The sequence below is a fragment of the Clostridium sp. 1001271st1 H5 genome (assembly GCF_005845215.1).
In the GTDB taxonomy this organism is placed as follows: domain Bacteria; phylum Bacillota; class Clostridia; order Lachnospirales; family Lachnospiraceae; genus Enterocloster.
The window spans coordinates 49,670-74,338 of record NZ_SPHO01000023.1; the positions used below are offsets into that span (position 1 = coordinate 49,670).

Here is a 24,669-nt window from a genome sequence, read left to right on the forward strand (position 1 = left end):
AGGAGAAAGATTTATGAAGATAGCAAGCGCAAAATTATTTCTGACTGAGTATAACCGCTCCAATACGCCCGAATTTCCAAAGAAAAGCAAGGTGGTGGGAATCCGCATTTACACGGATGAAGGTATTTACGGGGACGGCGAGGTGGCAGGAATCCATGCAACCTTCGGGGCCTTCGGCGTCATAAAGGATATGTGGCCTTTTATTGCAGGGAGGGACCCCTTTGAGAATGAGGTACTGTGGGACCAGCTGATGCTCAGAACCTTCTGGGGACAAAACGGCGGCGCGTTCTGGTACAGTGCAATCAGCGCCATTGATATTGCACTTTGGGACATCAAAAGCAAGGCCCTGAATGTACCGTTATATAAACTTCTGGGCGGTAAGCGGCGGGATAAGGTGCGCTGCTATGCCTCGCAGCTGCAGTTCGGATGGGGGCCTGCTGATTCACCGGCCATAACCGTACAGGACTATGTGGACAGGGCCAGGCTTGCCCTTGCGGATGGCTATGACGCCATTAAAATTGACTTCCTGAACTGGGATGAAAAGGGAAACATTTTAAATGAAACCAACCGTCTGGGCCTGCTTGCGCCGGAGCTCGTACAGGTTTTCTCAGACCGCGTTCACGCTGTCAGGGAGGCAATCGGGCCAAAGACAGACCTTATTATTGAGAATCATGCGGGTACCAATTCCAATTCCGCAATCCAGCTGGCGGCAGCTGTCCAGGACTGCAATATTTACTATTTTGAGGAACCCAACACACCTGTATTTTACAATAACAAGTATGTAAAGGATAATGTGAAGATGCCGCTGGCCCATGGGGAGCGCGTGTTTGGCCGTTGGGAATACATAAGGTATTTCCTGGACAATTCCATCCAGGTCATCCAGCCTGATATCGGCAATGCGGGCGGCATCACGGAAACCAAGAGAATCTGCGATATGGCGTATACCTTTGATGTGGGGGTCCAGATTCATACGTGCGCATCCCATCTGCTGACGCCGCCGTCCGTGCAGCTGGAGGCTTGTATACCCAATTTTGTTATTCACGAACAGCATATGCGCAGTATGAATCCTTCCAACATGGAACTCACAACAAAGATTGTGCTGCCAAAGAACGGGTATCTGGACGTGACCGATGAGATTGGCATTGGAAACCAGTGGTCTGAAAAGGCGCTTGCATCCGAAGACCAGATAACGCTTAATTAAAGGGGGAATCATAAGATGAAGATTACAAGTGTGGAATGCTACAAAGGGGCGTTTATTACAATTAAGGTGAATACGGACGAGGGTATCAGCGGTTTTGGTGAAGCAGGGCTTTCTTACGGCAGCTGCCAGAATGCAGCGTGGGGAAACTGCCAGGATTTCGCCAAAATGGTCATTGGCATGGACCCCTTTGACACGGAGAAGATTTATGAACATCTCCACCGGCATACGTTCTGGGGCATGAATGGAGGCGTCACGGTATCCGCCGCCATGGCCGCCATTGACATTGCCTGCTGGGATATCAAGGGCAAGGCCCTGGGGCTGCCTGTTTATAAGCTTCTGGGGGGCAGGACCCATGATTCGCTCCGGGCATACGCATCCCAGCTCCAGATGGGGTGGAGGACCCTTATCACAAAACTGGACCGGTCCGAGCTCCAGTTTGAGCCAAAGGATTACTATGACGCTGTAAAGGACGCCATGGCGGACGGATATGACGCTGTTAAGATTGACCCCTGCTTTGCCGGGCTTTCCAGGGAGGATTTTAACCAGGCTTATTTAAAAAGAGGTGATAACCTTAAGGGGGCTTACCCGGAGGCACTGAGAAAGATTGCAGTGGAGCGTATTGCGGCTGCCCGCGAGGCGGGAGGGGACGAGCTTGACATTATCATAGAGATTCATTCCACCCTTGACGCCAACACGGCTGTGGTTTTAGGCAAATCCCTGGAGCCTTACCGCATCATGTACTATGAGGAACCCACCATGCCTTCCAATCCGGAGGTCTTCAAGCATATCAAACAGAAATGCGACATCCCCCTTGCAACCGGAGAAAGGAGCTACACACGCTGGGGATTCAGACAGTTTTTTGAGGACAGGACGCTCAGCATTGCACAGCCCGACCTGTGCAATACAGGGGGGATTACAGAGGTCAAGAAAATCTGCGACATGGCGAATGTTTATGACATCGGCATCCAGCTTCATGTGTGCGGCGGTCCCATTGCAACGGCTGCAGCCCTTCATGTGGAAACCGTCATACCTAATTTTGTTATTCATGAGGAACACTGTGCGAATTTCAAGACGGATTACCAGAAGGCAGGCAAATATGCCTGGGCTCCGGTGAACGGCAGCTATGTGATGAACGACCGGCCGGGAATCGGACAGGAGATGAGCGAGGAGGCAATGGAGTCCTATGCCAGGGTAGTGGTTGACTAGATTTGGGAAAGCAGGCGGTAAAATGCCTGCTTTTCCTTGTGGGGGACAGGAATGAATTCTGCTTTTCAGAGGGTGCTTTTCTGTGAGGAATGTGATAAAATAACTAGAATATCAGATTAACATACAAAATTCCGGAGGTAACAGCATGAATAAGATGGAACAGATAACCGTTGTATATTTCAGCCCCACGGGCGGCACCAGGAAAGCCTGTCTCAACCTGGCCATGGAGATGGGGAAGAAGGTCAAGGATGTGGACCTCTGCAGCCTGGACGGAGCGTATTCCTTTGGGCCGGAGGATACCGTGATTGTGGGCGTGCCTGTGTTCGGCGGCAGGATACCCGGGTATGCGGCAGAGAAGCTTACATATCTGAAGGGCAACGGGGCAGTGGCTGTAACGGCTGCTGTCTACGGCAACAGGGCTTTTGAGGATGCCCTTCTGGAACTGGACGACTGTTTAAAGGAGCAGGGATTTAAGATTGGAGCAGGGGCAGCGCTGCTGGCAGAACACTCCATGGTCCGGGATATTGCGGCCGGAAGGCCGGATGGCAAGGACCAGAAGGAAATGGCATCCTTTGCAGCAGGGATTCTTGAAAAGCTGGAAGGGGACGGCTGGCAGGAGCCTCAGGTGCCCGGAAACAGGCCCTACCGCGACTGGAAGCAGATGCCGGTGATTCCGCTTACCAATGCATCCTGCATATCCTGCGGGCTGTGTGCTGCCAGATGTCCTGTGCAGGCGATTCCTGTGAGCAATCCTTCTTCCACGGACCCGTCACGCTGCATTCTGTGCATGCGCTGTATCTCTGTCTGTCCGGTAAAGGCCAGAAGCCTGCCTGAGCAGGCATGCGCCATGCTGGAGCAGAAGCTTTCTCCTGTCAGGGATATCAGACGGGAAAATGAGCTGTTTTTATAATCCCCCTATTGAATCCCGGTGCATTTCGGATTATAATCTTAAGATGTACTTGTAAAAGGATGGAAATATATGATGGGTGATGGAACGGACAGGCTGGCTGTTATTGGCATGGGATGGATTGGGGAGTATATGGTTCCCTGTTACAGAAGCCTGCTGGGGGAAGGATATGAAAGGCGGATGTTTGCAGTAAAGGCCAGTCCGCGGGGACTGGAGCAGCTGAGGGACAGATACGGCTTTGAAATCATGGCAGGCGGTTGTCTGGATAAGCTGAAGGAATATAGGCCCGCCACGGTGGTGCTTTCCGTCAGGCCCCATGAGGTGGCGGGGGTGGCGGAGGATACCATAAAGCCTTATGCAGAGTACCGCAGGGAACTGGGGCTGGGCGGTCTGCTGCTGCTTTCTTTTGCACCCAGTCCCCGCCCGGAATGGTATACCAGGACTCTGGGAAAGGGCGTGAAAACCGTGTGCATTCTGCCTGCCATGGAGACTGTTATCGGCGGGCTGGATGTGTATTCGCTGGCGTTCAATAAGATTACATATGACCCTGCCTGTCCTCCCGGCCGGAAACAGCTGGATGATGTCAGGCGTTTCCTCAATCCTCTTGGGCAGGTATTTGAATGTACGCCGGATGAATCCCTGCGCCTGCTGTCCATGAGCATTACCTATCATATGCTGTACCTTTTATGCTTTGGCCTGGAACCGTATTATGGGGATAAGGGCGGCAAAGACGGTACAAGCAGTAAAAACGGCTGTGCCCTGGCTGCTGCTGTCCTGTATGCGCTGAACCGCCGGAGACTGGGCCTGCCCGGTCTTATTACGCCCGGTCCGGCGCCGGACCTGCAGCAGATGGATGAACTGGCCTGGCTGGAAAAAGGATGGTATGAAGGCGCTCTGGCATTTGCCTGCGGGGAAACAGGTGAAGGAGCCGGAACCAGGGCCCGGGGGGAATGCGGTGGGAGAGCCGGGAATGCAGACATCATTGCCCCCAGATCCTTTGAGCTGCACCTTCTCTCGCTGCAGCTGGAGACCAGGGAATTCCTGGAGAACAAGCTGAAGGACCACGCCACGCCGGGAGGCATGACAGAGGAAGCGGTCAATGGGTTCAGGCAGCTCTGGGCAGAAAAAGGCTGGCTGGAAAAGGACTGGCCGGGAAAAGACGGGCCAGGGAAGGACTGGCGGTATGGGGATGAGTCCATAGCCTATGAGATATCCTGCAGGCTGGCGGAACGGGTTTACAAAAAAGGGAAGGCATTGGAGAAAAGAAGATGAAGACAAAGAAGACCCTGAAAGAAACCGTGGTGGAGGGAATCTACCGGGAGATAGAAGAAGGCATTTATAAGCCCAACGATATCATCCATGAAGGGGAAATCATGGAGAAGTATGCCATGAGCAAATCACCGGTGCGGGAGGCCCTTATTGAGCTGTGCAAGGACAATGTCCTGAAAAGTATACCAAGGGTGGGGTACCAGGTGGTACCGGTGACCCTGAAGGAGATACTGGACCTTCTGGAATTCAGGATTGATGTGGAAACCGCCAATCTGAGGCGGCTGAGCCAGAGGATTAGCCCTGAGGAGATAGAGCGGTTAAGACAGCTGGATACCATCACAAAGGATAACCATGAGAGGATGGTGGCCATCCACTGGAACCGCAACACGGATTTCCACTTAAAGCTCTGTGAGATGGGAGGTAACGGCTATATCTGCGATGTGATTGCCGCTGCCCTTCAAAAATCCTGTTCGTATATTTCCCAATATTTTCAGACAGCCTGGAAAAAGAACGCCGAATCCAACAGCTTTTACCACAGGGAAATCATTGAGGCCCTGGAGAACCGCGATACGGAGCGGGCCGTGGAAATGCTCCAGAAGGATATACTGAATGTGAAGGAGCAGATTCAGGAGAATTATTCCCTCTAAGGAACATGGTCCGGGGATATGGATGAAAATGCATAAATACTAAGGATGTAAGATTGATACTGTCAATTTTACATCCTTTTTTTGAATAATAATCGGATATGGTGTGAAAATAAACAAAAACAACGGGGGATAACAAAAATATTTTAGAAAAATGGTTAAAAATTATTTGACACGGCCTGCCAATGGTGCTATAATCGCTATTAGTAAGATTACTAATCACATCAGTAGTATGATTAATGGAGGAGACAGCCATGACAAAAAAAGAGAGAGTGATAGCAGCCATCCGGGGAGAAGAAGTTGATAAGATACCCAGCGGCTTTTCCCTGCATTTTCCAAAGGAAACAGCGTTTGGGGATGCAGCAGTAAAAGCTCATCTGAAATTTTTTGAGGAATCCGATACAGACATCCTTAAAATTATGAATGAGAACCTGGTACCCTATATGGGCGAGATTAACAAGGGTTCCGATTACAGCCTGGTAAAAGAGATGACCATGGAAGACGGCTTTATGCAGGACCAGGTGGAGCTGGTTAAGAAGATTCTGGCTGGATGCGACAGGGATGCATTTATTCTGGGCACCCTTCACGGCATCACGGCATCATCCATCCATCCGCTTGAGAAGATGGACCCCGGCTATACATATGACCAGGTAAGGGAAAAGCTTTGCCGCCTGTTGCATGAGGATACGGATACGGTCCTGGCAGGTATGAAGCGCATTGCGGATGTGATGTGTGAGCTGGCAAGGACATACATTGAACTGGGTGTGGACGGCGTATATTATGCGGCTCTGGGCGGAGAGACACGGTTCTTCACGGATGAGGAATTTGAGCAGTGGATTAAGCCCTTTGATTTGCAGATTATGAAGGCCATCAAGGACGCGGGCGGTTACTGCTTCCTCCACATCTGCAAGGACCAGCTGAACATGGACCGCTATAAGGATTACGGCCCTTATGCTGACGTGGTGAACTGGGGCGTGTACGAAGCTCCCTTCAGCCTGGAGGACGGCAGGAAGATGTTTGCAGGAAAGACCATCATGGGCGGCCTGCCAAACCGCCACGGCGTGCTGGTGGACGGACCGGCAGAGGCAGTGAAGGAAGAGACAAGAAAGGTTATCGGGGAATTCGGAAGGACCCATTTCATCCTGGGAGCCGACTGTACCCTGGCAACAGAGCAGGATATGAATCTTTTAAAGGCAGCCGTAGAGGCAGCCAGGGAATAAAGAAGCAGTGAATAGGAAAAGGAGGAACAGAGAATGATGAAAAGAAAGTTAGCAATGGCACTTGCAGTATCCATGGTGGTAGGCTCACTTGCGGCCTGCGGCAGCAAGACCGAGTCAGCAGGCACAACAGCAGCACCTAAGGCAGAGAATGCCCAGGGCGCGGAGAGCGGGGCGGCAGCCGGGGATTCAGAGGCAGCGGATGGTGAGAAGACCGTGTATCCCGCAGGAACCCTGGTGGTCTATGCCATGGGAAATCCCCAGTACAGGCAGCAGTGGTTTGAGACCTGGCTGGAGAACCACAGGGATATTGCGCCGGATGTAAAGATTGAATTTGTACAGACAGAGGGAACCGCAGACATCCGTGAAAAAATCACCATGACAGCCTTGTCGGGAGCCACCGAGGACCTTCCCGATGCAGCCATGCTAGACCCGGTAACCATCATGGATTTGGCCGGCGCAGGACTTCTGAAGGATGAGACAGACTATCTGACGCCCCTTCTGGATAAGATGGTGGACGGAGCAACCACTGACGCAACCATCGGCGGACGCATCTATGCGCTTCCGGATTCCGTAAGGCCCCAGGTACTGTTCTACAACCAGGAGATTTTTGACAAGTACGGCGTGGATGCAGAGCAGATGAAGACCATGGAGGGCTACATTGAGGCAGGACGCCAGTTAAAGGAAAAGAGCAACGGGGAAGTTTACCTCTCCTATATTGACCCAACCAGCAAGACCTGGAGATACTGGGGCCGCAGAGGTCTTATGCCGTCAGCAGGAGCTAAAATCTGGGATGAGAACGGCGAAGTCATAATCGGCAGCGACCAGGGCACACAGAAGGCATTGGGCGCTCTGGACACCATGAACTCCGAGGGCTTACTGTTAAAGACCACCATCATGGAGCCGGCCCTTTACGACGCCATCAACAAACAGCAGGTAGCCACCTTCTGCATCGGCGCTTTCTGGGATGAGTTTATGAGAAAGAACTGTGAGGCCACCAAGGGACAGTGGAGAGTTATGTCAGCTCCTGAGTTTGAAGGCGTTGGCAAGGCAGGCGCTCCTGTATCCCAGTACATGGCCATCATCGAAAAGGGCGACAATCCTTATTCCGAGCTGTTCCGCCAGATGTGGTATGATTTCACCTTTGACACCGAGGCAAAGGAAGTGTGGGTAAATTCCATGGAAGAGCAGAACGCACCGTATTCCAACCCTGTATCCAAGGAAATGCTGGAAGACCCATTCTGGAAAGAACCGTCTGATTTCTACGGCGGCCAGTCCTTCCGCGAGATGGAGGGCAAGTGCCTTGAGAACGGCGCAGCCAACCTGGTGGTAACACCTCAGGATGCAGAGGCGGATGAAATCATATCTGCTGAGCTGGAGAAATATGTGGCAGGCAACCAGTCCATGAACGACGCTATCGCCAACATGGATAAGAACTTAAAGGCTAAGATTGGCAAGGCTGAAATCAGCCAGTAATACATGAAAAGGCTCCCGCCCCGAGGAGGGAGCCTTTTATAAACCTTAAGGAGGAGGTAGCGAATGTTAAAAGCACTGAAAAAATACAGGGCTCCCTATCTATTCATCATGCCCTTTTTTATCCTGTTTCTTGTATTTCAGCTGGTGCCCACCATATGGACATTCTATATCAGCCTGACAAACTGGAAGGGAATCGGGACTCCGGATTTTTGCGGGTTTGACAACTACAGGAAAATGCTGATTGACGATATGTTCTGGGAATCCCTGGGCAACACAGTGGTCTACTGGCTCACCGGACTGGTATTCATCATCTGCTGTGCCCTGCTCATTGCATCCTTACTGAACAGCAGATACTTAAAGAGTAATTCCGCCAGGGCATTTTTCAAGACGGCTACCTTCCTTCCCAATATCTGTGCGGCCATTGCAATGGGTCTTATCTTCAGGATGCTGTTTGATGAGAACGTGGGCCTGGTCAATGAGGTGGTGACAATGTTCGGGGGCAGCAAAATCCCCTGGCTTACCAGCACCACATTTTCCAAGATACCGGTTATCATCCTGAATGTCTGGAGATATACACCGTGGTTTACCATGATTTTATTGTCAGGACTGCTCAACATATCCAAGGATTATTATGAGGCGGCCACGGTGGACGGAGCCAACGGGTGGCAGCAGTTCTGGTTTATAACCCTTCCGTCCTTAAAGAACATCCTGTTCTTCTGTTCCGTCACACTGACCGTGGATATGTGGAAGCTGTTCAATGAATCCTATATCCTTCCGGGACCGGGAACATCCAACTCATCCCTGTTCCAGTACATGTACGAGTCAGGCTTTAATGTATTCAATATGGGTTATGCTTCGGCAATCGGCGTTATCCTGATTCTTATCCTGATTGTCATATCCATCATCCAGTTTGTGGTAAGACACAAGCAGGGCGAAATATAGAAGGAGGGAATGAAATGAACAGAAAGAAAACTGCATCCACTGTCCTTGTTTACGGCGTGCTGGCATTCATCACCATTGTCTGCCTGTTTCCCATTGTGTGGATGTGCCTGATTTCCATCAAGAGCACCAGCGAGAGCATCACAGGATTTAATTCCCTGATGGTATCCAATCCCACCATGGCCAACTTTAAGCGCCTGTTTGAGATGATTCCCGTTGGACAGAATGCCTTTAACAGCGTGTTCACCACCATCATGGGAACCATTACCTCCCTGTTTTTCTGCGCCCTGGCAGGCTTTGCCTTTGCCAAATACAGGTTTCCTGGCAGGAAATTCCTGTTTTACTTTGTCATTGCCACCATGCTGGTGCCGCCTGAGGTGGGAAGCGTGCCTTTGTTCATCATCATGAAGAAGGTGGGGCTCATTAACAGCCTCTGGTCCCTGGTGATTCCAAGGATTGCCACCGCAGTGGGTATCTTTTACATGAACCAGTATATAACAGATGTGCCGGATGAGCTGGTGGAGGCAGCCAGGATTGACGGATGTTCCGATTTTGGCATCTTTACCAAAATCATCCTTCCTGTCATCAAGCCGGCCATGGCGTCTTGGGGCGCCATCACCCTGATTGCCAGGTGGAATGATTTCTTCTGGCCTCTGCTGTACTTGCGCAAGCAGGCAAAGTATACGCTGATGGTGACCATTTCCCTGCTGCCTGTCAGCGAGGGCTTATCCACCCCGTGGCCTGTCATACTGGCAGGCACCACCCTGGTTATCATACCCATTATCATCCTGTACCTGATTCTGGAGAAGTTCCAGAAGGCCGGAATGATGGAGGGCGCGGTCAAGGGATAACGAAAAGCACATTGACAAGAGAATGTTTTTTGCCTATGATTATGGCATAAGCAAAGACAGGAAAAGCAACAGCATTTTCAGGAATATTGCATGGGCAGTGAGCCTGGACGGACAGCGAGTCGCTGCCCGGAGTGAACAGCAGAGGGATGAGTCCGCAATCTGCGCCGGGGTACATCCGCACATTTCATGTGCCGGCCGCCAGCGGCCCGGTACCCCTATGCATCTTACGGTATCCGGATACGTGTTGCTTCTCCTGTTTTTGTTTTACGAAAAAATACTGGAAAGAGGGGGCGCAGGCTCCGGGAGGGAAGAGATATGGCTCAGGCGGATTTGTGGAAATATTGCAGTACGGAGCATTGCAGGGAAATGCTGCTCTCCTTCCGGCTCCTTGGAACCAGGGACTGGCCTCCGGAGAAAATAATGGGCTGTCTCTATGCCCTCAGCAACCATGCGCAAAGGCATTACCGGAAGGTGCGGATACCTAAAAGAAGCGGCGGTTACAGGACGCTTCTGGTGCCGGATTCCCTTCTGAAGGAAGTGCAGAGAAACCTGCTTCACCATGTACTGGACGGATTTGCGGTGTCCGCCAGTGCGGCGGCTTACCGCAAAGGCGCTTCGGTAGCTGCCAACGCAGGGATTCATCAGGGCAGGAAGATTGTCATGAAGATGGATATTGAGGATTTCTTTGGCAGCATCACCTTTCCCATGGTGCTTCATCACGCATTTCCGGCCGCCTATTTCCCGCCGCCAGTGGGCGCAATGCTGGCCGCCCTTTGCTGCTGCCATGACCGTCTGCCCCAGGGAGCGCCTGCGTCGCCGGCTGTTTCCAATCTTGTGATGAAGCCCTTTGATGAATATATGGAGGCCTGGTGCGGGGAGCGGGATATCGCTTACAGCAGGTATTGCGACGATATGACCTTTTCCGGTGTTTTTGATACGGCTGAGGTGAAGGGAAAGGTATACGGCTTCCTCAGGTCCATGGGATTTGAGCCAAACCAGAGAAAGACCCGTATTCTGACCAGAGGAACCAGACAGACAGTAACCGGCCTGGTGGTAAATGACCGTGTCCAGGTTCCGGCCCCCTACAGAAGACGTCTGCGCCAGGAGATTTATTACTGTCTGAAATATGGGGCGGAGGAACATTTGAGGCGGACCGGAAGGGACGCATATCTGAAGGAAGGGGATGCCGGGGTAAAACGGTATCTGGAGTCCCTGCTGGGCAAGACTGCCTATGTGCTGCTGGCAGGCGGCGGGGATGCCTGGTTTAGGGAGGCGCAAGTGAGACTTAAGAGCATGGTGCGGCAGGGGATATGAAAAAGGGGAGTATGACAAAGTGGAGTATGACAAAGTGGGGTACGGCAGGCGGGCCGGGACAATGCCATGACGGCATGTTCCCGGCCCGCAATGACTGTCTGCCGCGAAAGCGATGAGAGGGGCCTACACCCCCTGTATGACCGGCTGAATCTGCCTGCCCTCCAGGGCTTCCTTCAAGGTGTCCTCTATGAGTCCGGTATGGGCAACCATGGAGGTGGGCTTTTTCAACGGGTCATCCTGGCCAAAGGGAACAAAATAGATGTTCTTCATGTTGAACAGAAGTCCGATGTTCTTAAGGTTCATGCCAAGGGCATCGTTGGTGGATACGGAAATTACCAGGGGCTTGCCGTTGCGCAGGTGTGCTTTGGCAGCCATGAGCACCGGGGTGTCCGTGATACCGCCAGCCAGTTTGGCCAGGGTATTGCCGGTGCAGGGGGCGATGAGGAGGACGTCCAGGTATCCTTTCGGGCCAATGGGTTCCGCCTCCTCTATTTTCAGTATTGGCTTTATTTCCGTGATGGATGTTATGCGGTCCATGAATTCGCCGGTATCCCCGAAACGGGAGTCCGTGGACTGGACACTATTCGAGAAAATGGGGTGCAGGATGGCTCCTGTCTCCTTCAGTTGCCTGATTTCCTGTTCTATCTTTGCAAAGGTGCAAAAGGACCCGGTGACGGCCAGACCTACATTTTTTCCTTTTAATTCCATAATATTCTCCTTATTCCTTACTGAGTCTGTGAATCCCGGATATGCTCCATGACAGCCTCATAAAGAATCCTGGCAGAGGAAAGGGGGGAATAGCGTCCGGGAAGCCCGGGGCATAACCTGGCCCGGATATTCCGGCGCTCCAGTGCCAGAAAATCCACTCCTCCCGGTGCAGAGGCAATATCAATAACCGCTGCATTGTCCTGAACCTGTTCTGCCAGTGCTGCATCCAGCACCAAGAATGGGATGGTGTTGAATATAAAATCAAATTCTCCCATAATTGGTTCCAGTTCCTTTAACAGGCAGGTATTGTATCCCAGACAGCGGGCGCTGACCAGCCGTGAGGAATCGCGGCCAGCCACGGTTACCCCGGCTCCCATGCCCTTCAGACGGTCTGCCAGGATGGAGGCGCACCTGCCCCATCCGGTTACCAGGCAGCGGCTCCTGTAAAGGTTCAGCGGACTTAAGGCTATGGCCTCCGCCACAGCGCCCTCTGCCGTGGCAACGGCATTTTTCCATGCAACCTCCTCCATCCTCATGAAATCATGGCAGGGGATGGAGAGGGAGCCGCAGCGTTCCCTGACAGCGGAAGGGATATTCCCCCCAAAAAGTGTATGGGTATTATTCAGAGCGGCCGTGAAACCATGGATTTCCAGGCCGGGCAGGCTGTTGACAGAGAAAATGGTGCTGCCGTCCTTGGTAAAAGGGACAGGGCAGAGGATGATATGGGAATCCTCCATGGCCTCCCTGAGGGAGAAGGAGGTAGGTTTGTCATAGTAAAAGAGAGTTTTATGGCCGGTCTGATTCAGAAGCCGGTTCAGGCAAATCTGTCTGGAATCTCCGCCCAGTATGAGGATTGGATGCATGGATACGCTCCTTATGAGATTGGATTCATAATGTCACTATATGACAAAAGGAAATAATTGGTACCATTAGGATGAGTTTGTCATATTTTCATAGTATAATGGTAACTGTTCAGAACAGCGGAAAAATTGGCTTTTGGGTCAGGAGGAAACGCCATCCTGGACCGTTACGAATCACGATTGAATCGGGGGACTGATGTTTATGAGACACAGTATTTTTGAGGGCAGCGCCGCAGCCGTGGTAACGCCCATGAATGGATATGGTAATCTTGATTTTGACGCCTTTGGGCGGCTTTTGGAGTGGATTATAAGGGAAGGGACAGACGCTGTGGTCGTAAACGGCACCACAGGGGAGTCGGCTACCCTGGACGATAAAGAAAAGCTGGCTGTCATCCGGTATGCCATAAGGCAGGTGGACGGCAGGATTCCTGTGATTGCAGGCACGGGAAGCAACTGTACGGAACACGCGGTGGAGCTGTCCAGGAAGGCCCAGGAGCTGGGGGCGGACGCCCTGCTGCAGGTGACGCCTTACTACAACAAGGCATCCCAGGAAGGGCTGGTGCGCCACTTTACCCAGGTGGCGGACCATGTGGGCATTCCCATTCTTTTATACAATGTACCCAGCCGTACAGGAGTGACCATTCAGCCGGAGACATACAAGATTCTATCGGAGCATCCGAATATACGGGGGACAAAGGAGGCCGGCGGCAACCTGTCCCTGATTGCCAGAACAGCCGCCCTGTGCGGGGAGGGATTTGATATCTATTCCGGCAATGATGACCAGACCCTTCCCATCATGTCCCTGGGAGGCAAGGGGGTGGTATCGGTGCTGGCCAACATTATGCCAAAGGAGACACATCAGATGTGCCGCCTGTACCTGGACGGGGATGTGAAGGAGAGCAGGCGGATGCAGCTTAAGCTTCTGGATATCATGGAAGCCCTGTTCTGGGATGTGAATCCCATACCGGTCAAGGCAGCCCTTGGCATGATGGGTATCTGCGGGGACGACCTGCGCCTTCCGCTGACGCCCATGGAGCCGGAACAGAGGAAAAAACTGGCGGGTGTCATGAAACGGCATGGAATCAGCCTGAAAAAAGAATTGCATAATCAGACAAATCTGCTATAATAAAGGGAGTGAAAGAATAGCAGTTTGGAGCTTTATGCACAGAGAATCAAAAGCCGGCAGCAGCCATTGCGACAGGTGTTTCTGAAACTATCAGATGCCTTATAAGAATGGTTTGCCCGGCTTTTATCTTTGAGGACGTTATTCTTAAAAAAACATAACCAATCAGGAAAAGGGGGCATATCATTGGAACAGAATCAGCTTCACTATGGGCTATCACTGAAATTATATTTTGAAAATAAGGCATTCGGACCCGGCATGTCGGCATTGCTGAGGGGAGTGGAAACCACCGGTTCCCTTCAGGGGGCGGCCCAGGCCATGAACATGGCTTACAGCAAGGCATGGAAGATGCTAAAGGAGTCGGAAAAGGCATGGGGGTTCATGCTGACGGAGCGGGAGACAGGAGGCAGGGACGGAGGCGGCTCCACCCTGACGCCCCAGGCTATCCGGCTGTTGGAGGCATACGACGCCTTTATGGCTGAGACCAGGCAGGAGCTGGACCGGCTTTTTGAAACGCATTTTTCAAAGGAATGGGTGGAGGAGCTGAAGCAATCGGCTGAACAGGCAAAAGAATAATTTAAAATGGAAGGAAATGGATGTAAAATGACGGAACGTACAAAACAACTGGTAATTGTCAGAGGAGGCGGTGATATTGCCACGGGTACCATCCACAAGCTTTGCCGCTGCGGATACCCGGTGCTGGTGCTGGAGTCGGGATATCCTTCGGCAATCCGCAGATGCGTAGCCTTTTCCGAAGCAGTATATGACGGTACGTCTGAGGTGGAGGGTATCACCTGCATCAAGGCTTCCGGGTATGAGGAAGCCTGCTCCATTATGGAACAGGGAGCAGTCCCTATCATGATTGACGAGAATTGCCAGGTGCTGGGGAAGGTGCGTCCATGGGCTTTGGTGGATGCCATTCTGGCAAAGAAGAATCTGGGAACCACCAGGGATATGGCGGACAAGACCATTGGACTGGGGCCCGGGTTCACGGCAGGACAGGATGTGGACCTTGTGATAGAGACCATGAGAGGCCATAATCTGGGCCGCATCATTGGAAACGGAAAGGCGGCCCCCAATACCGGTGTTCCCGGAATTATCGGCGGCTATGGGGCGGAGCGGGTTATCCATTCCCCGGCCAAAGGGATTTTCTTTGGCAGGTCCATGATTGGAGACATGGTGGAACAGGGACAGGCGATTGGCGTTATTGTGACCGGGCAGGGCGAGGTCACGGTGGAAGCATCCCTTACAGGGCTTTTGAGGGGAATTATAAAAGACGGATATCCCGTGGTAAAGGGATTTAAGATTGCCGACATAGACCCCAGAAAAAGTGAATATGAAAACTGCTTCACCATATCGGACAAGGCCAGATGCATCGCAGGCTCCGTGGTGGAGGGTCTGCAGATGCTGGAGGTGAAGCAGGGGTACTGATTGGAAAACCTATACGGCACAGACCGCGCATTTTTCTTCCAGGATTTCTGTGAGGGCTGTGCCGCTGCTGGTGTGACAGCGGACAATCTCCGTGCTGCTTCCCACTTCGTCCAGGGCGCAGCGTATCATCTTGTGGGATACGGTGTTGGTAAACAGGACCAGGAGGTCAGGACTGCCAATCTGTTTGTCCAGGCTGGCGCTCATCTGGGTGAATACCTTTGCCTTACATTTGTAATTCTTGCAAATCTTTTTATATTGGCTTACCATGCGGTCATGGCCTCCGATAATGACAACGCTCATGAAAATCCTCCTTTTGTGGTGTCCATATTGGTTAGTTAAAGCTAACTTCGTAATGACATAATACAATAATTCTGTAAAATTGTCCAGCCCTGCACATGAGAAAGTTTATCATGTTTAAAGGGCGTATTTCCGGTCTTTGGCGGAAGGAAGCAGGAGAGGAGCCGGGGCAGAGGGCTGGGGTGAAAGACTCCGGCGAAAGGCCGCATTTTACAAACAGGGAAAAATGTGATATACTATATAAATACCCCGTTAACACTTGAACAGTATCTGTTCGGAAAGGTGGGAATTTGTTTAAAAAAGGAGAATATATTCTCTATGGAACTGTAGGCGTATGCCAGGTGGAGGGCATATCGAAACCTGACTTCTCGAATAATGACAAGGTGTATTACAGCCTTGTGCCAAAGTTTGACCAGGATACCACCATCTATATACCGGTGGACAGTCCAAAGGTAAAGATGAGGGAAATCATGACCAGGCAGGAAGCAGAGCAGTTCATACTGGCACTGCCGTCTGTTGAAGGCAAGCAGTATGCAAACGATAAGGAACGGCCCCAGGTATACAGGCAGGTCCTTGAATCCGGCGATTGTCTGGAACTGGCCTCCATGATTAAGGAGATATCAGAGATGGAGCAGAACCGTAAGGGCAAGGGCAAGCCCCTGTCCATCCGGGAACGGGACGGCGTCAAGAGCGCCCGGAAACTGCTGTTTGGAGAGCTGGCCGCTGCCCTGAACATCTGCCCTGAGGAGATTCCTGACTATATTACCAGTCAGATTGGGGAAGCCTGATGAAGCCTGTGAAACATTTAACTATTTTCTTTTAGTCTGAACTGTGGTAAAATCTTGAGTTGGAAGAATCAGATTCTTAACTTGGGAAAGGCGGCAGGAGAGATGAAAAAGAGTATGCGTACCCGTGGACAGATGTCGGAGGCTGTGTCAACGGGTATTTTTTTGACTTTATCCGGAGGTTTCCAGGATGCTTATACGTATTACTGCAGGGGAAATGTGTTTGCCAATGCACAGACGGGAAATATTGTGCTCATGGGAAGCCATCTGGCTGCCAGGGAGTGGGCCATGGCTGTGCGCTATCTGGCTCCGGTCCTGGCTTTTGCAGGGGGCGTGTACATGGCAGAGCATGTGAAGCGGCTTCACCGGCAGGACCGGCGTTTTCATTGGAGGCAGCTGATTGTTGCCATTGAAATCACCCTGCTTTTTGCAGTGGGATTTCTGCCCCAGAGCATGAACATGGCAGCCAACATCATTGTCTCCTTTGTGTGCGCCCTTCAGGTCAATGCGTTCAGGAAAATCAAGGGAAGCCCCTATGCCACCACCATGTGCATCGGAAACCTGCGAAGCGCCACGGAAAACCTGTACTGGTACCGTCACACAGGCAAACAGGACCACCGGGACAAATTCATACGCTACTATGGGGTCATCGGCATATTTGCAGTGGGAGCTGTCATGGGAAGCGTGCTCACGGCGCATCTCAGGGAAAGGACCATATGGGTCAGCTGCGGGCTTTTGCTGGTCAGCTTCCTTATCATGTTCGTGAAAGAAGATATAGAAGGCGAAGAAATGGAGACATATGGAAAATAAAGAAAACAGGGAACCTGACAGCTGTTTCTGCGGGTACGGTTTATCCGTTGAAATCATGGAGGCATTGTCGCTGCTGGGGTATGAGCATCCCACGAAGGTACAGGAGGAGGTGCTGCCCCAGGTGCTGGCAGGCAGGGATGTGGTGGTGCGCTCCCAGACAGGAACCGGCAAGACAGCTGCATTTGTCATCCCTTTGTGCCAGCAGATTGTCTGGGAGGAAAGCCTGCCCCAGGCCCTTGTGCTGGAGCCCAGCAGGGAGCTGGCCGTACAGGTGAGCCAGGAGATATTCAGGATTGGCAGGAAAAAACGGCTGAAGGTGCCGGCCGTGTTCGGCGGCTTTCCCATTGACAAGCAGATACAGACACTGCGCCAGAAAACCCATATCGTGGTGGGCACCCCCGGACGTGTCATGGACCATGTGCGCCGGGGAAGCCTTAAGCTGACCGGCGTCAGATATCTGGTGATTGATGAGGCGGACCTGATGCTGGACATGGGATTCATGGATGAGGTCAGGCAGATAGCGGGGCTGCTTCCTGCAAAGCGGCAGACCCTTCTGTTTTCAGCCACCCTGGATGAGGATGTGAAGAATCTGGCAGAGGAAACAGTCAGGGACGGGGTGTCCATTTTCCTGGAACAGGAGGGAGAGGCCGCCCTTCCCATTGAGCAGTCCGTGTACGGCGTGCCGCAGGACCAGAAGTATACGGCATTTAAACGCATTCTCATGAAGGAGAATCCGGAGCGCTCCATGATATTCTGCGGAACCAGGGAAATGGTCCAGGTATTGTTTCAGAAGCTGAGAAGGGACAGGATATTCTGCGGCATGATTCACGGCGATATGGAGCAGAAGGAACGGCTTAAAAATGTGGATGCCTTCAGACGGGGAGGATTCCGGTACCTGATTGCCACGGATGTGGCTGCCAGGGGAATTGATTTTGAAGATGTCAGCCTGGTGGTGAACTATGATTTCCCCATGGGAAGGGAGACTTATGTGCACCGGATTGGGCGGACCGGAAGAAACGGCAGGACAGGCAGGGCCGTCAGCCTTGTGACTGAGGATGAGATGAGGACCCTGCATAAAGTGGAGGCCTACATGGGAGCATGCCTGCCGGTCCAGCCCTGCCCTGAGACAGGGGAAGAGGAGGAAAAGGCATTCTGGGCCCTTCAGAGAAAGAAGCCGGATTCCGGGTCCCATAAGGGGGAGAAGCTGGACCAGTCCATCACCAGACTCTCCATTGGAGGCGGACGCAAATCCAAAATGAGGTCCGGGGACATTGTGGGCGCTGTGTGCGGCATAGAGGGCGTGGATGCCGGTGACATAGGAATCATTGACATCAGGGAGAGCCTTACCTTTGTGGATATCATGAACCGGAAAGGCCCCCGGGTCCTGGAAGGACTTCAGAACAGGACCATTAAGGGGAAAATCAGGAAGGTGAGAATTACTTCGCACGGTTAAATTCCTTTATTCTCAGACTGTCGGGAAGATGCATCATATGATGGCGCGTCAGCGGCAGCAATATGAGTCCTGCCACTGTATGGCGGCCCCAGAAATTCCTGAGCCATATGGACTGCCTGGCCTCCAGCAGACCGCCTTCGCTGACCAGCCGTCCCAGGCTCTCTTCGCTGGGTTTCCGTTTCATATCACCGGGGGTCAGGGCATTTAATATCCTGCGTGTCCGGCACCCCACCGCGTTTCGGTAATGTATCAGCTCCTGCTTGTTTACCTGCCGGCTAAAGCCGATGATTTCCTCATCCGTCATGGCGTTGCCGGTGTCCTTTACGGAAACCTGCAGCCTGTCCATCCAGTCATCATTGAATATTTGGGATGATTCTGCTATGAGGAGATTGGCAGTCAAATCTTCGATTCTTGCAATGTGCCACAGATGCCAGGCTATGGTTTCATCTTTTTCAGTGGGCATTACGCTGTAATCCTGGTCCGTTAATCCATCCAGTATCTCGTCGCAGTAGGTGGGAACAGCGCTGGCGGAAACAATGCCGGTGTGTGATTCCATGGATGTTAAGGGCCAGTTCAATGGCAGGACCAAAATTCCTGGTTGATTTTATGAGTTTGCGCAGCTGGTCTATCCGGGTGTTGTAATCGTTTTCAATGTCTGTCATATCTATAGCCTCCTTACTGTTATTCAATGCATCATTCTGCTAATCAATACATCATCCAGCCATCTGGAATTAATTGTAAATTCGGGCTGTTTCCGGACTATCATATATATCATAACACTTCTAATATGACATAAGGCTGTCATATTTATTTTTTTCCGTTTTCTGTCCCTGCGGGCCGTCCATGGGAAACAGAGATAATAGGTGTAGCAATTGCAACATCTGTGGTATACACTTCTGGCAAGCGGACGCATTTCCTTTTACAATCATGATACAGGGAGAACGTAACAAATAACAGGCAATATAAGGAAATGTAAGGAGGAAAACGTAAATGGTATTACCTCAATTCGAGTATCTGGCTCCTAAGACCATAGGGGAGGCGTGCAATCTGCTCCTTGAGCTTGGAAGCACAGCCAAGGTCATGGCAGGCGCCACGGACCTGATTCCGCCAATGAAAGACAAGGCCATATTACCAGAGTATATCATTGACCTTAAGAAAATTCCAGGTATGGATTATCTGGAATACGACCACAGGGAAGGTTTGAAAATAGGGGCGCTGACAACCCTGCGGACCATTGAGACATCGCCTCTTGTCAAAGAAAAAAATCCGGCGGTGGCCCATGCTGCCAAGGTAGTGGCATCCACACAAATCAGGACAAAGGGCACCATGGCAGGCAATATCTGCAATGCATCCCCATCCTGTGATTCAGCCCCCAACCTTCTGGCTCAGGGAGCTAAGATATTGGTCCAGGGACCGGATAAGGACAGGGTCATTAAAATCGAAGACTTTTTCCTGGGCGTCAAGAAGACTTCCCTGGAGCCCGGGGAAATCGTAACAGGCATTGTGATTCCGCCCCTGGCCGGGAACGAGAGGGCCGCATACATAAAACACGCTGTCAGAAAGGCCATGGACCTGGCCATCATTGGCGTTGCAGTCAAAATCAAGGTGGAAGACGGCGTGTGCACAGATGCCAGGATTGCCCTGGGCGCGGTTGCGGCCACGCCGATTCGGGCGCCCAGGGCAGAGGAAGCCCTGATTGGAAAGGCCCTTACCGATGAAGTGATTGTGAAGGCATCGGAGGAAGCAATGAATTCCTGTCATCCAATTTCTGATATCCGCGCGTCAGCCGAATACAGGAAGGATATGATTCGCGTGTTTACAAAACGTGCCATTAAGCAGGCCATGGAATGCTCATAAGTGGCCGCTGCACAAAATGCTTATAACTAGGAGGGAGACGGGAACATGAAAAGCTGACGTTAGATAACGATACTTTTGAAAACACTGGAAAATCAAGGTTTTTCGAGCGACGGACAAGCAGGGTATTGTACTAAAAACTGAATACGACGCAGAAGCGGCGTTTCTTACTCTCTACATGGGAGAACAGGAACGCCGCTTTTTTCATGCCCTTTGTTACGCAGTAGGGGCAGAAAAAGCCTTGCTACAAGCGGTTTTCCGGGCGCGTATCTGGTGCGGAAAGGGATTTATACCTTATCCCCCGAAACCGCGCTTCTACTGCGTAACAAATCCAAAGCAAAGGAGTTATGAACTATGGCAGTTTTCAGAGTGGAACGGAACAAGGGCTACACCGTAATGAGCAACCACCACCTACGCAACAAGGAGCTTTCCCTAAAGGCAAAGGGGCTGTTGTCGCAAATGCTGTCACTCCCCGAAGATTGGGACTACACCTTGAAAGGCTTATCCCTTATCAACCGGGAGAAGATAGACGCTATCCGCGAAGCCATTAAGGAGCTTGAACGCGCCGGGTATATCGTCCGTTCAAGGGAGCGCGACGAGAAAGGACGCTTGCGGGGCGCGGACTATGTGATATTCGAGCAGCCGCAGCCGCCTACGCCGGATTTACCTACATTGGAAAATCCAACATTGGATAATCCAACACAGGAAAAACCTACATTGGAAAAACCTACGTTGGAAAATCCAACGCAATTAAATAAAGATATACAAAGAACTGACTTACCAAAAAAAGAAAAAATAATTACTGATGAACAAAGTACCCATTCCATTCCTATCCTTTCCCCTAACCCCTCTCCTTGCAGAGAAGCGGCTACGCCGCCGGAACGGAAAGGAACGGAAGCGGCAGCACAGAGCGCAGTTGATATATACCGGGAAATCATCAAGGACAATATCGACTACCACATTCTCAAACAGGACATGAAGTTTGACAGTGACAGGCTTGACGAGATTGTAGACCTCATGCTTGAAACCGTATGCACCGCCAGAAAGCGGGTACGGATTGCGGGGGACGACTACCCGGCAGAGCTTGTGAAGTCAAAGTTTATGAAACTGGACGGCGAGCATATCCGCTTTGTGCTTGACTGTATGCGGGAGAACACAACGAAAATCCGCAACATCAAGCAATATCTGAAAGCAGCCCTTTTCAACGCCCCGTCCACTATCGGCAATTATTACACTTCCCTTGTCGCCCATGACATGGCAAGCGGCGCACTGTCACCGAAGAAGCCGCAGTACGGCGACCCGGACTATTATTCATGCAAACCGGGCGAAAGCCTGTAAAACAACAAAAGGAGGATTTTATTATGGCACAGAAAATGACAGGAGCATTGGTATTTGACGAGCGCACCGACCGTTACGACATTCGCTTTGACTTAAACAGCTACTATGGCGGGCTGCATTGTGGAGAATGTTTTGACGTATTCGTGCGGGGCAAGTGGAAGCCGACCCGGATTGAGTACGGCGACAACTGGTATCTTGTGGGTATCAGAGCCGAGGACTTGAACGGGCTGCGGGTGCGTATCTGACCGCCGCCCCATAAAGAAACGCGAAAGGAGGACGCGACAAATTGCAGGACGAAGTAAACGAAAAGACCATAGCCCTTTACATCAAGACCGGGAAGCTGACCGCCCAGACGCTCCAAAAGGCAATGAAAGCCATACTGTCAAAGGGAAAAAAGCAGCTTTCCAAACCGCCACAGGGCAAGCAGAGCTTAAAGCAGCTTATGAAGCAGAACGCGGGCGTTTCCAACATTGAGATTACCGAGGGCAATATCAAAGCCTTTGAGAGTACGGCGAAAAAGTACGGTATCGACTTTGCGCTGAAAAAGGACGCGACGGAAAGCCCGCCCCGCTATCTGGTTTTCTTCAAGGGGCGGGACGCGGACGTGCTGACCGCAGCCTTTAAGGAATTTTCCGCAAAAAAGCTGACACAGGAGAAAAAGCCCTCAATCCGAAAGCTGCTCTCTACCCTCAAAGAAGCTGCACAGGGCAGAAACGCGGAACGGGCAAAGGTCAAGAACAAGGACAGGGAGGTATCGCTATGAAGCCGGAAATCAAGAAGCTGCTTATCTTAAATCTCCCGTATCTGCTCTTTGTCTGGCTCTTTGATAAAGCGGGCGCGGCTGTCCGGCTCTCCCCCGGCGCGGACGCAAGCGCAAAGCTGCTACATCTTGGGGACGGTTTTACCGCCGCCTTTTCCAGTATCGCGCCGAGCTTCCACCCGGCAGACTTAGCTTTAGGCATTGCGGGGGCGGTCATTGTTCGGCTGATTATCTACACCAAAGGCAAGAACGCGAAGAAATACCGCCGCGGGACAGAATACGGTTCGGCGCGTTGGGGCGGGGCTGACGATATAAAGCCATACACAGACCCGGTATTTGAGAATAATATCCCCTTAACGCAGACGGAACGGCTCACCATGAACAGCCGCCCGAAGCAGCCGAAATACGCAAGAAACAAAAATATCCTTGTAATCGGCGGTTCCGGCAGCGGCAAGACCCGGTTCTTTGTGAAACCGTCGCTCATGCAATGTACGTCAAAGGATTTTCCAACGTCGTATATCGTCACTGACCCGAAAGGAACACTGATTTTGGAAACCGGAAAAATGTTGCAGCGGTACAAATACCGTATCAAAGTGCTAAATACGATTAACTTCAAAAAATCCATGAAATACAACCCCTTTGCCTATCTGCGGAGCGAAAAGGACATTTTGAAGTTAGTCAATACCATTATCGCCAACACCAAAGGCGACGGGGAAAAATCCGGCGAGGATTTCTGGGTGAAAGCGGAAAAGCTCTACTATACCGCACTAATCGGCTATATCTGGTATGAAGCCCCGGAGGACGAGAAGAACTTCACGACGCTGCTTGAAATGATAAATGCGTCGGAAGCCCGCGAGGACGACGAGGACTTCCAGAACCCGGTTGACCTCATGTTTGAACGTCTGGAAGAAAAAGACCCGGAACATTTTGCAGTCAAGCAGTACAAAAAATACAAACTTGCGGCGGGCAAGACCGCAAAAAGCATACTTATCTCATGCGGCGCGAGGTTAGCCCCATTCGACATTAAGGAGCTGCGGGAGCTTATGGAAACCGACGAAATGGAGCTTGACACCATAGGCGACAGAAAGACCGCCCTTTTCGTGATTATCAGCGACACCGACGACACCTTTAACTTTGTCGTGAGTATTCTCTACACACAGCTATTCAACCTCTTGTGCGACAAAGCAGATGATGAATACGGCGGGCGGCTTCCCGTCCATGTAAGGTGCTTACTTGATGAATTTGCGAATATCGGGCAGATACCGAAGTTTGAAAAGCTCATTGCAACGATACGGAGCCGGGAAATATCCGCGTCAATCATCTTGCAGAGCCAGTCACAGCTAAAGGCAATCTACAAGGACAACGCCGATACCATAGTCGGCAACTGCGACACCACGCTTTTCTTGGGTGGCAAGGAAAAAACGACGCTCAAAGAAATATCGGAGATTTTAGGCAAGGAAACGATAGACAGCTTCAACACGTCCGAAACAAGGGGGCGGGAGCTTTCGCATGGGCTGAACTATCAGAAATTGGGAAAGCAGCTTATGACGGAAGATGAAATCGCAGTCATGGACGGAGGGAAATGTATCTTGCAGCTACGCGGGGTGCGCCCGTTCTTTTCGGACAAATTCGACATAACGAAGCACCCGAAATACAAGTACCTGTCCGACGCAGACCCGAAGAACGCCTTTGACATGGAAAAGCACCTTAAACGCCGCCCCGCCATTGTCAAGCCCGACGAGGTTTTTGACTATTACGAGATTGACGCGGCAGACTTACAGGAGGACGCAGACCATGAGGAAACGTAGCGCAGAGGAAAAACAAAAGCAGCTTGAACGGTTTTTAATGAATGTTGCGGAAGCCGCCGACGCTGCATTATGGGAGTATTGGCGGGAAAAGGAAGCGGAACACCGCCGTTTTGCAACGGAGTATGTCACGCGCCGGGGGGCTTATCCCGCAACAGTGACAGCATGGCAGACCGCCGGGGGACAGGGGAAGCTACACTTCCCCTACGCTGCCTTGCGGCAGCTACCCCTTTGTGAACTTGCGGGAAGCGAACACCTTGCTACGCAAGCTATTCACTTCCCGCAAGTCTGAAAAAAACGTCCGGCAGCACAGCGGGACACAGAAAGGAGCGATTGAAGCAATCACATCTATCCATACCGGCTACATGATACGCGCCCCCACTTTCCGGCGCAGTACACAGCGGCAGGAGCCGCACCCCCT

At 51.7% G+C, this 24,669-nt stretch carries 26 protein-coding genes; 22 read left to right on the forward strand and 4 right to left on the reverse strand.

Features of this window, described 5'->3' with window-relative positions:
- The first annotated feature begins 13 nt into the window (after positions 1-13).
- The 10 genes from FGS84_RS25430 (at position 14) to FGS84_RS25475 (ending at position 11,024) form a co-directional block, all read left to right on the forward strand.
- Positions 14-1,201: a mandelate racemase/muconate lactonizing enzyme family protein gene (locus tag FGS84_RS25430; RefSeq protein ID WP_138311045.1), complete on the forward strand. Its 1,188-nt coding sequence runs from the start codon at positions 14-16 to the stop codon at positions 1,199-1,201.
- Positions 1,202-1,216: 15 nt separating this feature from the next.
- The gene (locus tag FGS84_RS25435) at positions 1,217-2,407 is read left to right on the forward strand and encodes a mandelate racemase/muconate lactonizing enzyme family protein (protein WP_138311046.1); all 1,191 of its coding nucleotides are present in this window, start codon (positions 1,217-1,219) and stop codon (positions 2,405-2,407) included.
- A 145-nt stretch (positions 2,408-2,552) separates the two neighbouring features.
- On the forward strand, positions 2,553-3,317 hold the full coding sequence (locus FGS84_RS25440; protein ID WP_138311047.1) for a 4Fe-4S binding protein: 765 nt from the start codon (positions 2,553-2,555) through the stop codon (positions 3,315-3,317).
- 69 nt (positions 3,318-3,386) lie between these two features.
- Entirely contained in the window at positions 3,387-4,586 is a 1,200-nt protein-coding gene (locus FGS84_RS25445; protein WP_138311048.1) for a hypothetical protein, read from the forward strand.
- Positions 4,583-5,230 (forward strand): GntR family transcriptional regulator, encoded by a 648-nt coding sequence (locus FGS84_RS25450; protein WP_138311049.1) that lies wholly within the window; start codon positions 4,583-4,585, stop codon positions 5,228-5,230. The genes FGS84_RS25445 and FGS84_RS25450 overlap by 4 nt, the downstream gene beginning before the upstream one ends.
- A gap of 251 nt (positions 5,231-5,481) precedes the next feature.
- A complete protein-coding gene (locus tag FGS84_RS25455; RefSeq protein WP_138311050.1) occupies positions 5,482-6,447 on the forward strand; it encodes a uroporphyrinogen decarboxylase family protein in 966 nt (321 codons plus the stop codon).
- 33 nt (positions 6,448-6,480) lie between these two features.
- A complete protein-coding gene (locus FGS84_RS25460) occupies positions 6,481-7,920 on the forward strand; it encodes an extracellular solute-binding protein (RefSeq protein WP_138311051.1) in 1,440 nt (479 codons plus the stop codon).
- A 63-nt stretch (positions 7,921-7,983) separates the two neighbouring features.
- Positions 7,984-8,862 carry a sugar ABC transporter permease gene (locus tag FGS84_RS25465; RefSeq protein WP_138311052.1) on the forward strand — a complete coding sequence of 293 codons (879 nt, stop codon included), beginning with the start codon at positions 7,984-7,986 and terminating at the stop codon, positions 8,860-8,862.
- A 14-nt stretch (positions 8,863-8,876) separates the two neighbouring features.
- Positions 8,877-9,710: a carbohydrate ABC transporter permease gene (locus FGS84_RS25470; protein ID WP_138311053.1), complete on the forward strand. Its 834-nt coding sequence runs from the start codon at positions 8,877-8,879 to the stop codon at positions 9,708-9,710.
- Between the two features lie 315 nt (positions 9,711-10,025).
- Positions 10,026-11,024 carry a reverse transcriptase family protein gene (locus FGS84_RS25475; RefSeq protein WP_138311054.1) on the forward strand — a complete coding sequence of 333 codons (999 nt, stop codon included), beginning with the start codon at positions 10,026-10,028 and terminating at the stop codon, positions 11,022-11,024.
- Between the two features lie 123 nt (positions 11,025-11,147).
- On the opposite strand, the gene FGS84_RS25480 is transcribed toward FGS84_RS25475, so the two are convergent.
- Entirely contained in the window at positions 11,148-11,732 is a 585-nt protein-coding gene (locus FGS84_RS25480) for a dipicolinate synthase subunit B (RefSeq protein WP_138311055.1), read from the reverse strand.
- A gap of 17 nt (positions 11,733-11,749) precedes the next feature.
- Positions 11,750-12,595 carry a dipicolinate synthase subunit DpsA gene (locus tag FGS84_RS25485; protein WP_138311056.1) on the reverse strand — a complete coding sequence of 282 codons (846 nt, stop codon included), beginning with the start codon at positions 12,593-12,595 and terminating at the stop codon, positions 11,750-11,752.
- 199 nt (positions 12,596-12,794) lie between these two features.
- Between FGS84_RS25485 and dapA the strand changes: the two genes are divergently transcribed.
- From dapA to yqeB, 3 genes are all read left to right on the forward strand, one after another.
- Entirely contained in the window at positions 12,795-13,718 is a 924-nt protein-coding gene (gene dapA, locus FGS84_RS25490) for a 4-hydroxy-tetrahydrodipicolinate synthase (RefSeq protein WP_138311057.1), read from the forward strand.
- Between the two features lie 183 nt (positions 13,719-13,901).
- Positions 13,902-14,291, forward strand: coding sequence for a LysR family transcriptional regulator (locus FGS84_RS25495; RefSeq protein WP_138311058.1), 390 nt, complete (start codon positions 13,902-13,904; stop codon positions 14,289-14,291).
- A gap of 27 nt (positions 14,292-14,318) precedes the next feature.
- Positions 14,319-15,146 carry a selenium-dependent molybdenum cofactor biosynthesis protein YqeB gene (yqeB, locus tag FGS84_RS25500; RefSeq protein ID WP_138311059.1) on the forward strand — a complete coding sequence of 276 codons (828 nt, stop codon included), beginning with the start codon at positions 14,319-14,321 and terminating at the stop codon, positions 15,144-15,146.
- A 9-nt stretch (positions 15,147-15,155) separates the two neighbouring features.
- On the opposite strand, the gene FGS84_RS25505 is transcribed toward yqeB, so the two are convergent.
- The gene (locus FGS84_RS25505) at positions 15,156-15,446 is read right to left on the reverse strand and encodes a DUF2325 domain-containing protein (RefSeq protein ID WP_138311060.1); all 291 of its coding nucleotides are present in this window, start codon (positions 15,444-15,446) and stop codon (positions 15,156-15,158) included.
- A gap of 287 nt (positions 15,447-15,733) precedes the next feature.
- On the opposite strand from FGS84_RS25505, the gene FGS84_RS25510 reads away from it, so the two are divergent.
- The 3 genes from FGS84_RS25510 (at position 15,734) to FGS84_RS25520 (ending at position 18,491) form a co-directional block, all read left to right on the forward strand.
- On the forward strand, positions 15,734-16,231 hold the full coding sequence (locus FGS84_RS25510; protein WP_138311061.1) for a CarD family transcriptional regulator: 498 nt from the start codon (positions 15,734-15,736) through the stop codon (positions 16,229-16,231).
- A gap of 102 nt (positions 16,232-16,333) precedes the next feature.
- Positions 16,334-17,038 (forward strand): YoaK family protein, encoded by a 705-nt coding sequence (locus tag FGS84_RS25515; protein WP_138311062.1) that lies wholly within the window; start codon positions 16,334-16,336, stop codon positions 17,036-17,038.
- Positions 17,028-18,491, forward strand: a complete 1,464-nt coding sequence (locus tag FGS84_RS25520; protein ID WP_138311063.1) for a DEAD/DEAH box helicase — start codon at positions 17,028-17,030, stop codon at positions 18,489-18,491. The genes FGS84_RS25515 and FGS84_RS25520 overlap by 11 nt, the downstream gene beginning before the upstream one ends.
- Here the strand turns inward: FGS84_RS25520 and FGS84_RS25525 are convergent.
- Positions 18,475-19,047, reverse strand: coding sequence for a DinB family protein (locus FGS84_RS25525; RefSeq protein ID WP_171042714.1), 573 nt, complete (start codon positions 19,045-19,047; stop codon positions 18,475-18,477). The two genes, FGS84_RS25520 and FGS84_RS25525, sit on opposite strands and share 17 nt — an antisense overlap.
- Positions 19,048-19,481: 434 nt before the next feature.
- Here FGS84_RS25525 and FGS84_RS25530 point away from each other — a divergent pair, with 434 nt between their 5' ends.
- The 6 genes from FGS84_RS25530 to FGS84_RS25555 all read left to right on the forward strand — a co-directional run bounded on the left by FGS84_RS25530 (position 19,482) and on the right by FGS84_RS25555 (position 24,540).
- Positions 19,482-20,348, forward strand: coding sequence for a xanthine dehydrogenase family protein subunit M (locus FGS84_RS25530; protein ID WP_138311065.1), 867 nt, complete (start codon positions 19,482-19,484; stop codon positions 20,346-20,348).
- A 351-nt stretch (positions 20,349-20,699) separates the two neighbouring features.
- On the forward strand, positions 20,700-21,683 hold the full coding sequence (locus FGS84_RS25535) for a DUF6017 domain-containing protein (protein WP_002586632.1): 984 nt from the start codon (positions 20,700-20,702) through the stop codon (positions 21,681-21,683).
- 23 nt (positions 21,684-21,706) lie between these two features.
- A complete protein-coding gene (locus tag FGS84_RS25540; RefSeq protein ID WP_002569164.1) occupies positions 21,707-21,928 on the forward strand; it encodes a DUF5348 domain-containing protein in 222 nt (73 codons plus the stop codon).
- A 41-nt stretch (positions 21,929-21,969) separates the two neighbouring features.
- Complete coding sequence (locus FGS84_RS25545; RefSeq protein ID WP_002586631.1) at positions 21,970-22,446, forward strand: PcfB family protein; 477 nt, start codon at positions 21,970-21,972, stop codon at positions 22,444-22,446.
- Positions 22,443-24,251, forward strand: a complete 1,809-nt coding sequence (locus FGS84_RS25550) for a VirD4-like conjugal transfer protein, CD1115 family (RefSeq protein ID WP_002586630.1) — start codon at positions 22,443-22,445, stop codon at positions 24,249-24,251. Before FGS84_RS25545 ends, FGS84_RS25550 begins: the two co-directional genes overlap by 4 nt.
- On the forward strand, positions 24,238-24,540 hold the full coding sequence (locus FGS84_RS25555) for a hypothetical protein (protein WP_002586629.1): 303 nt from the start codon (positions 24,238-24,240) through the stop codon (positions 24,538-24,540). The genes FGS84_RS25550 and FGS84_RS25555 overlap by 14 nt, the downstream gene beginning before the upstream one ends.
- The last annotated feature ends 129 nt before the right edge of the window (positions 24,541-24,669 follow it).

Coding starts and splice junctions, on each gene's coding strand:
- FGS84_RS25430 (WP_138311045.1), top strand. CDS start 14: ATGAAGATAGCAAGCGCAAAATTATTTCTGACTGAGTATAACCGCTCC.
- FGS84_RS25435 (WP_138311046.1), top strand. CDS start 1,217: ATGAAGATTACAAGTGTGGAATGCTACAAAGGGGCGTTTATTACAATT.
- FGS84_RS25440 (WP_138311047.1), top strand. CDS start 2,553: ATGAATAAGATGGAACAGATAACCGTTGTATATTTCAGCCCCACGGGC.
- FGS84_RS25445 (WP_138311048.1), top strand. CDS start 3,387: ATGATGGGTGATGGAACGGACAGGCTGGCTGTTATTGGCATGGGATGG.
- FGS84_RS25450 (WP_138311049.1), top strand. CDS start 4,583: ATGAAGACAAAGAAGACCCTGAAAGAAACCGTGGTGGAGGGAATCTAC.
- FGS84_RS25455 (WP_138311050.1), top strand. CDS start 5,482: ATGACAAAAAAAGAGAGAGTGATAGCAGCCATCCGGGGAGAAGAAGTT.
- FGS84_RS25460 (WP_138311051.1), top strand. CDS start 6,481: ATGATGAAAAGAAAGTTAGCAATGGCACTTGCAGTATCCATGGTGGTA.
- FGS84_RS25465 (WP_138311052.1), top strand. CDS start 7,984: ATGTTAAAAGCACTGAAAAAATACAGGGCTCCCTATCTATTCATCATG.
- FGS84_RS25470 (WP_138311053.1), top strand. CDS start 8,877: ATGAACAGAAAGAAAACTGCATCCACTGTCCTTGTTTACGGCGTGCTG.
- FGS84_RS25475 (WP_138311054.1), top strand. CDS start 10,026: ATGGCTCAGGCGGATTTGTGGAAATATTGCAGTACGGAGCATTGCAGG.
- FGS84_RS25480 (WP_138311055.1), bottom strand. CDS start 11,732: ATGGAATTAAAAGGAAAAAATGTAGGTCTGGCCGTCACCGGGTCCTTT.
- FGS84_RS25485 (WP_138311056.1), bottom strand. CDS start 12,595: ATGCATCCAATCCTCATACTGGGCGGAGATTCCAGACAGATTTGCCTG.
- dapA (WP_138311057.1), top strand. CDS start 12,795: ATGAGACACAGTATTTTTGAGGGCAGCGCCGCAGCCGTGGTAACGCCC.
- yqeB (WP_138311059.1), top strand. CDS start 14,319: ATGACGGAACGTACAAAACAACTGGTAATTGTCAGAGGAGGCGGTGAT.
- FGS84_RS25505 (WP_138311060.1), bottom strand. CDS start 15,446: ATGAGCGTTGTCATTATCGGAGGCCATGACCGCATGGTAAGCCAATAT.
- FGS84_RS25515 (WP_138311062.1), top strand. CDS start 16,334: ATGAAAAAGAGTATGCGTACCCGTGGACAGATGTCGGAGGCTGTGTCA.
- FGS84_RS25520 (WP_138311063.1), top strand. CDS start 17,028: ATGGAAAATAAAGAAAACAGGGAACCTGACAGCTGTTTCTGCGGGTAC.
- FGS84_RS25525 (WP_171042714.1), bottom strand. CDS start 19,047: ATGGAATCACACACCGGCATTGTTTCCGCCAGCGCTGTTCCCACCTAC.
- FGS84_RS25530 (WP_138311065.1), top strand. CDS start 19,482: ATGGTATTACCTCAATTCGAGTATCTGGCTCCTAAGACCATAGGGGAG.
- FGS84_RS25535 (WP_002586632.1), top strand. CDS start 20,700: ATGGCAGTTTTCAGAGTGGAACGGAACAAGGGCTACACCGTAATGAGC.
- FGS84_RS25540 (WP_002569164.1), top strand. CDS start 21,707: ATGGCACAGAAAATGACAGGAGCATTGGTATTTGACGAGCGCACCGAC.
- FGS84_RS25550 (WP_002586630.1), top strand. CDS start 22,443: ATGAAGCCGGAAATCAAGAAGCTGCTTATCTTAAATCTCCCGTATCTG.
- FGS84_RS25555 (WP_002586629.1), top strand. CDS start 24,238: ATGAGGAAACGTAGCGCAGAGGAAAAACAAAAGCAGCTTGAACGGTTT.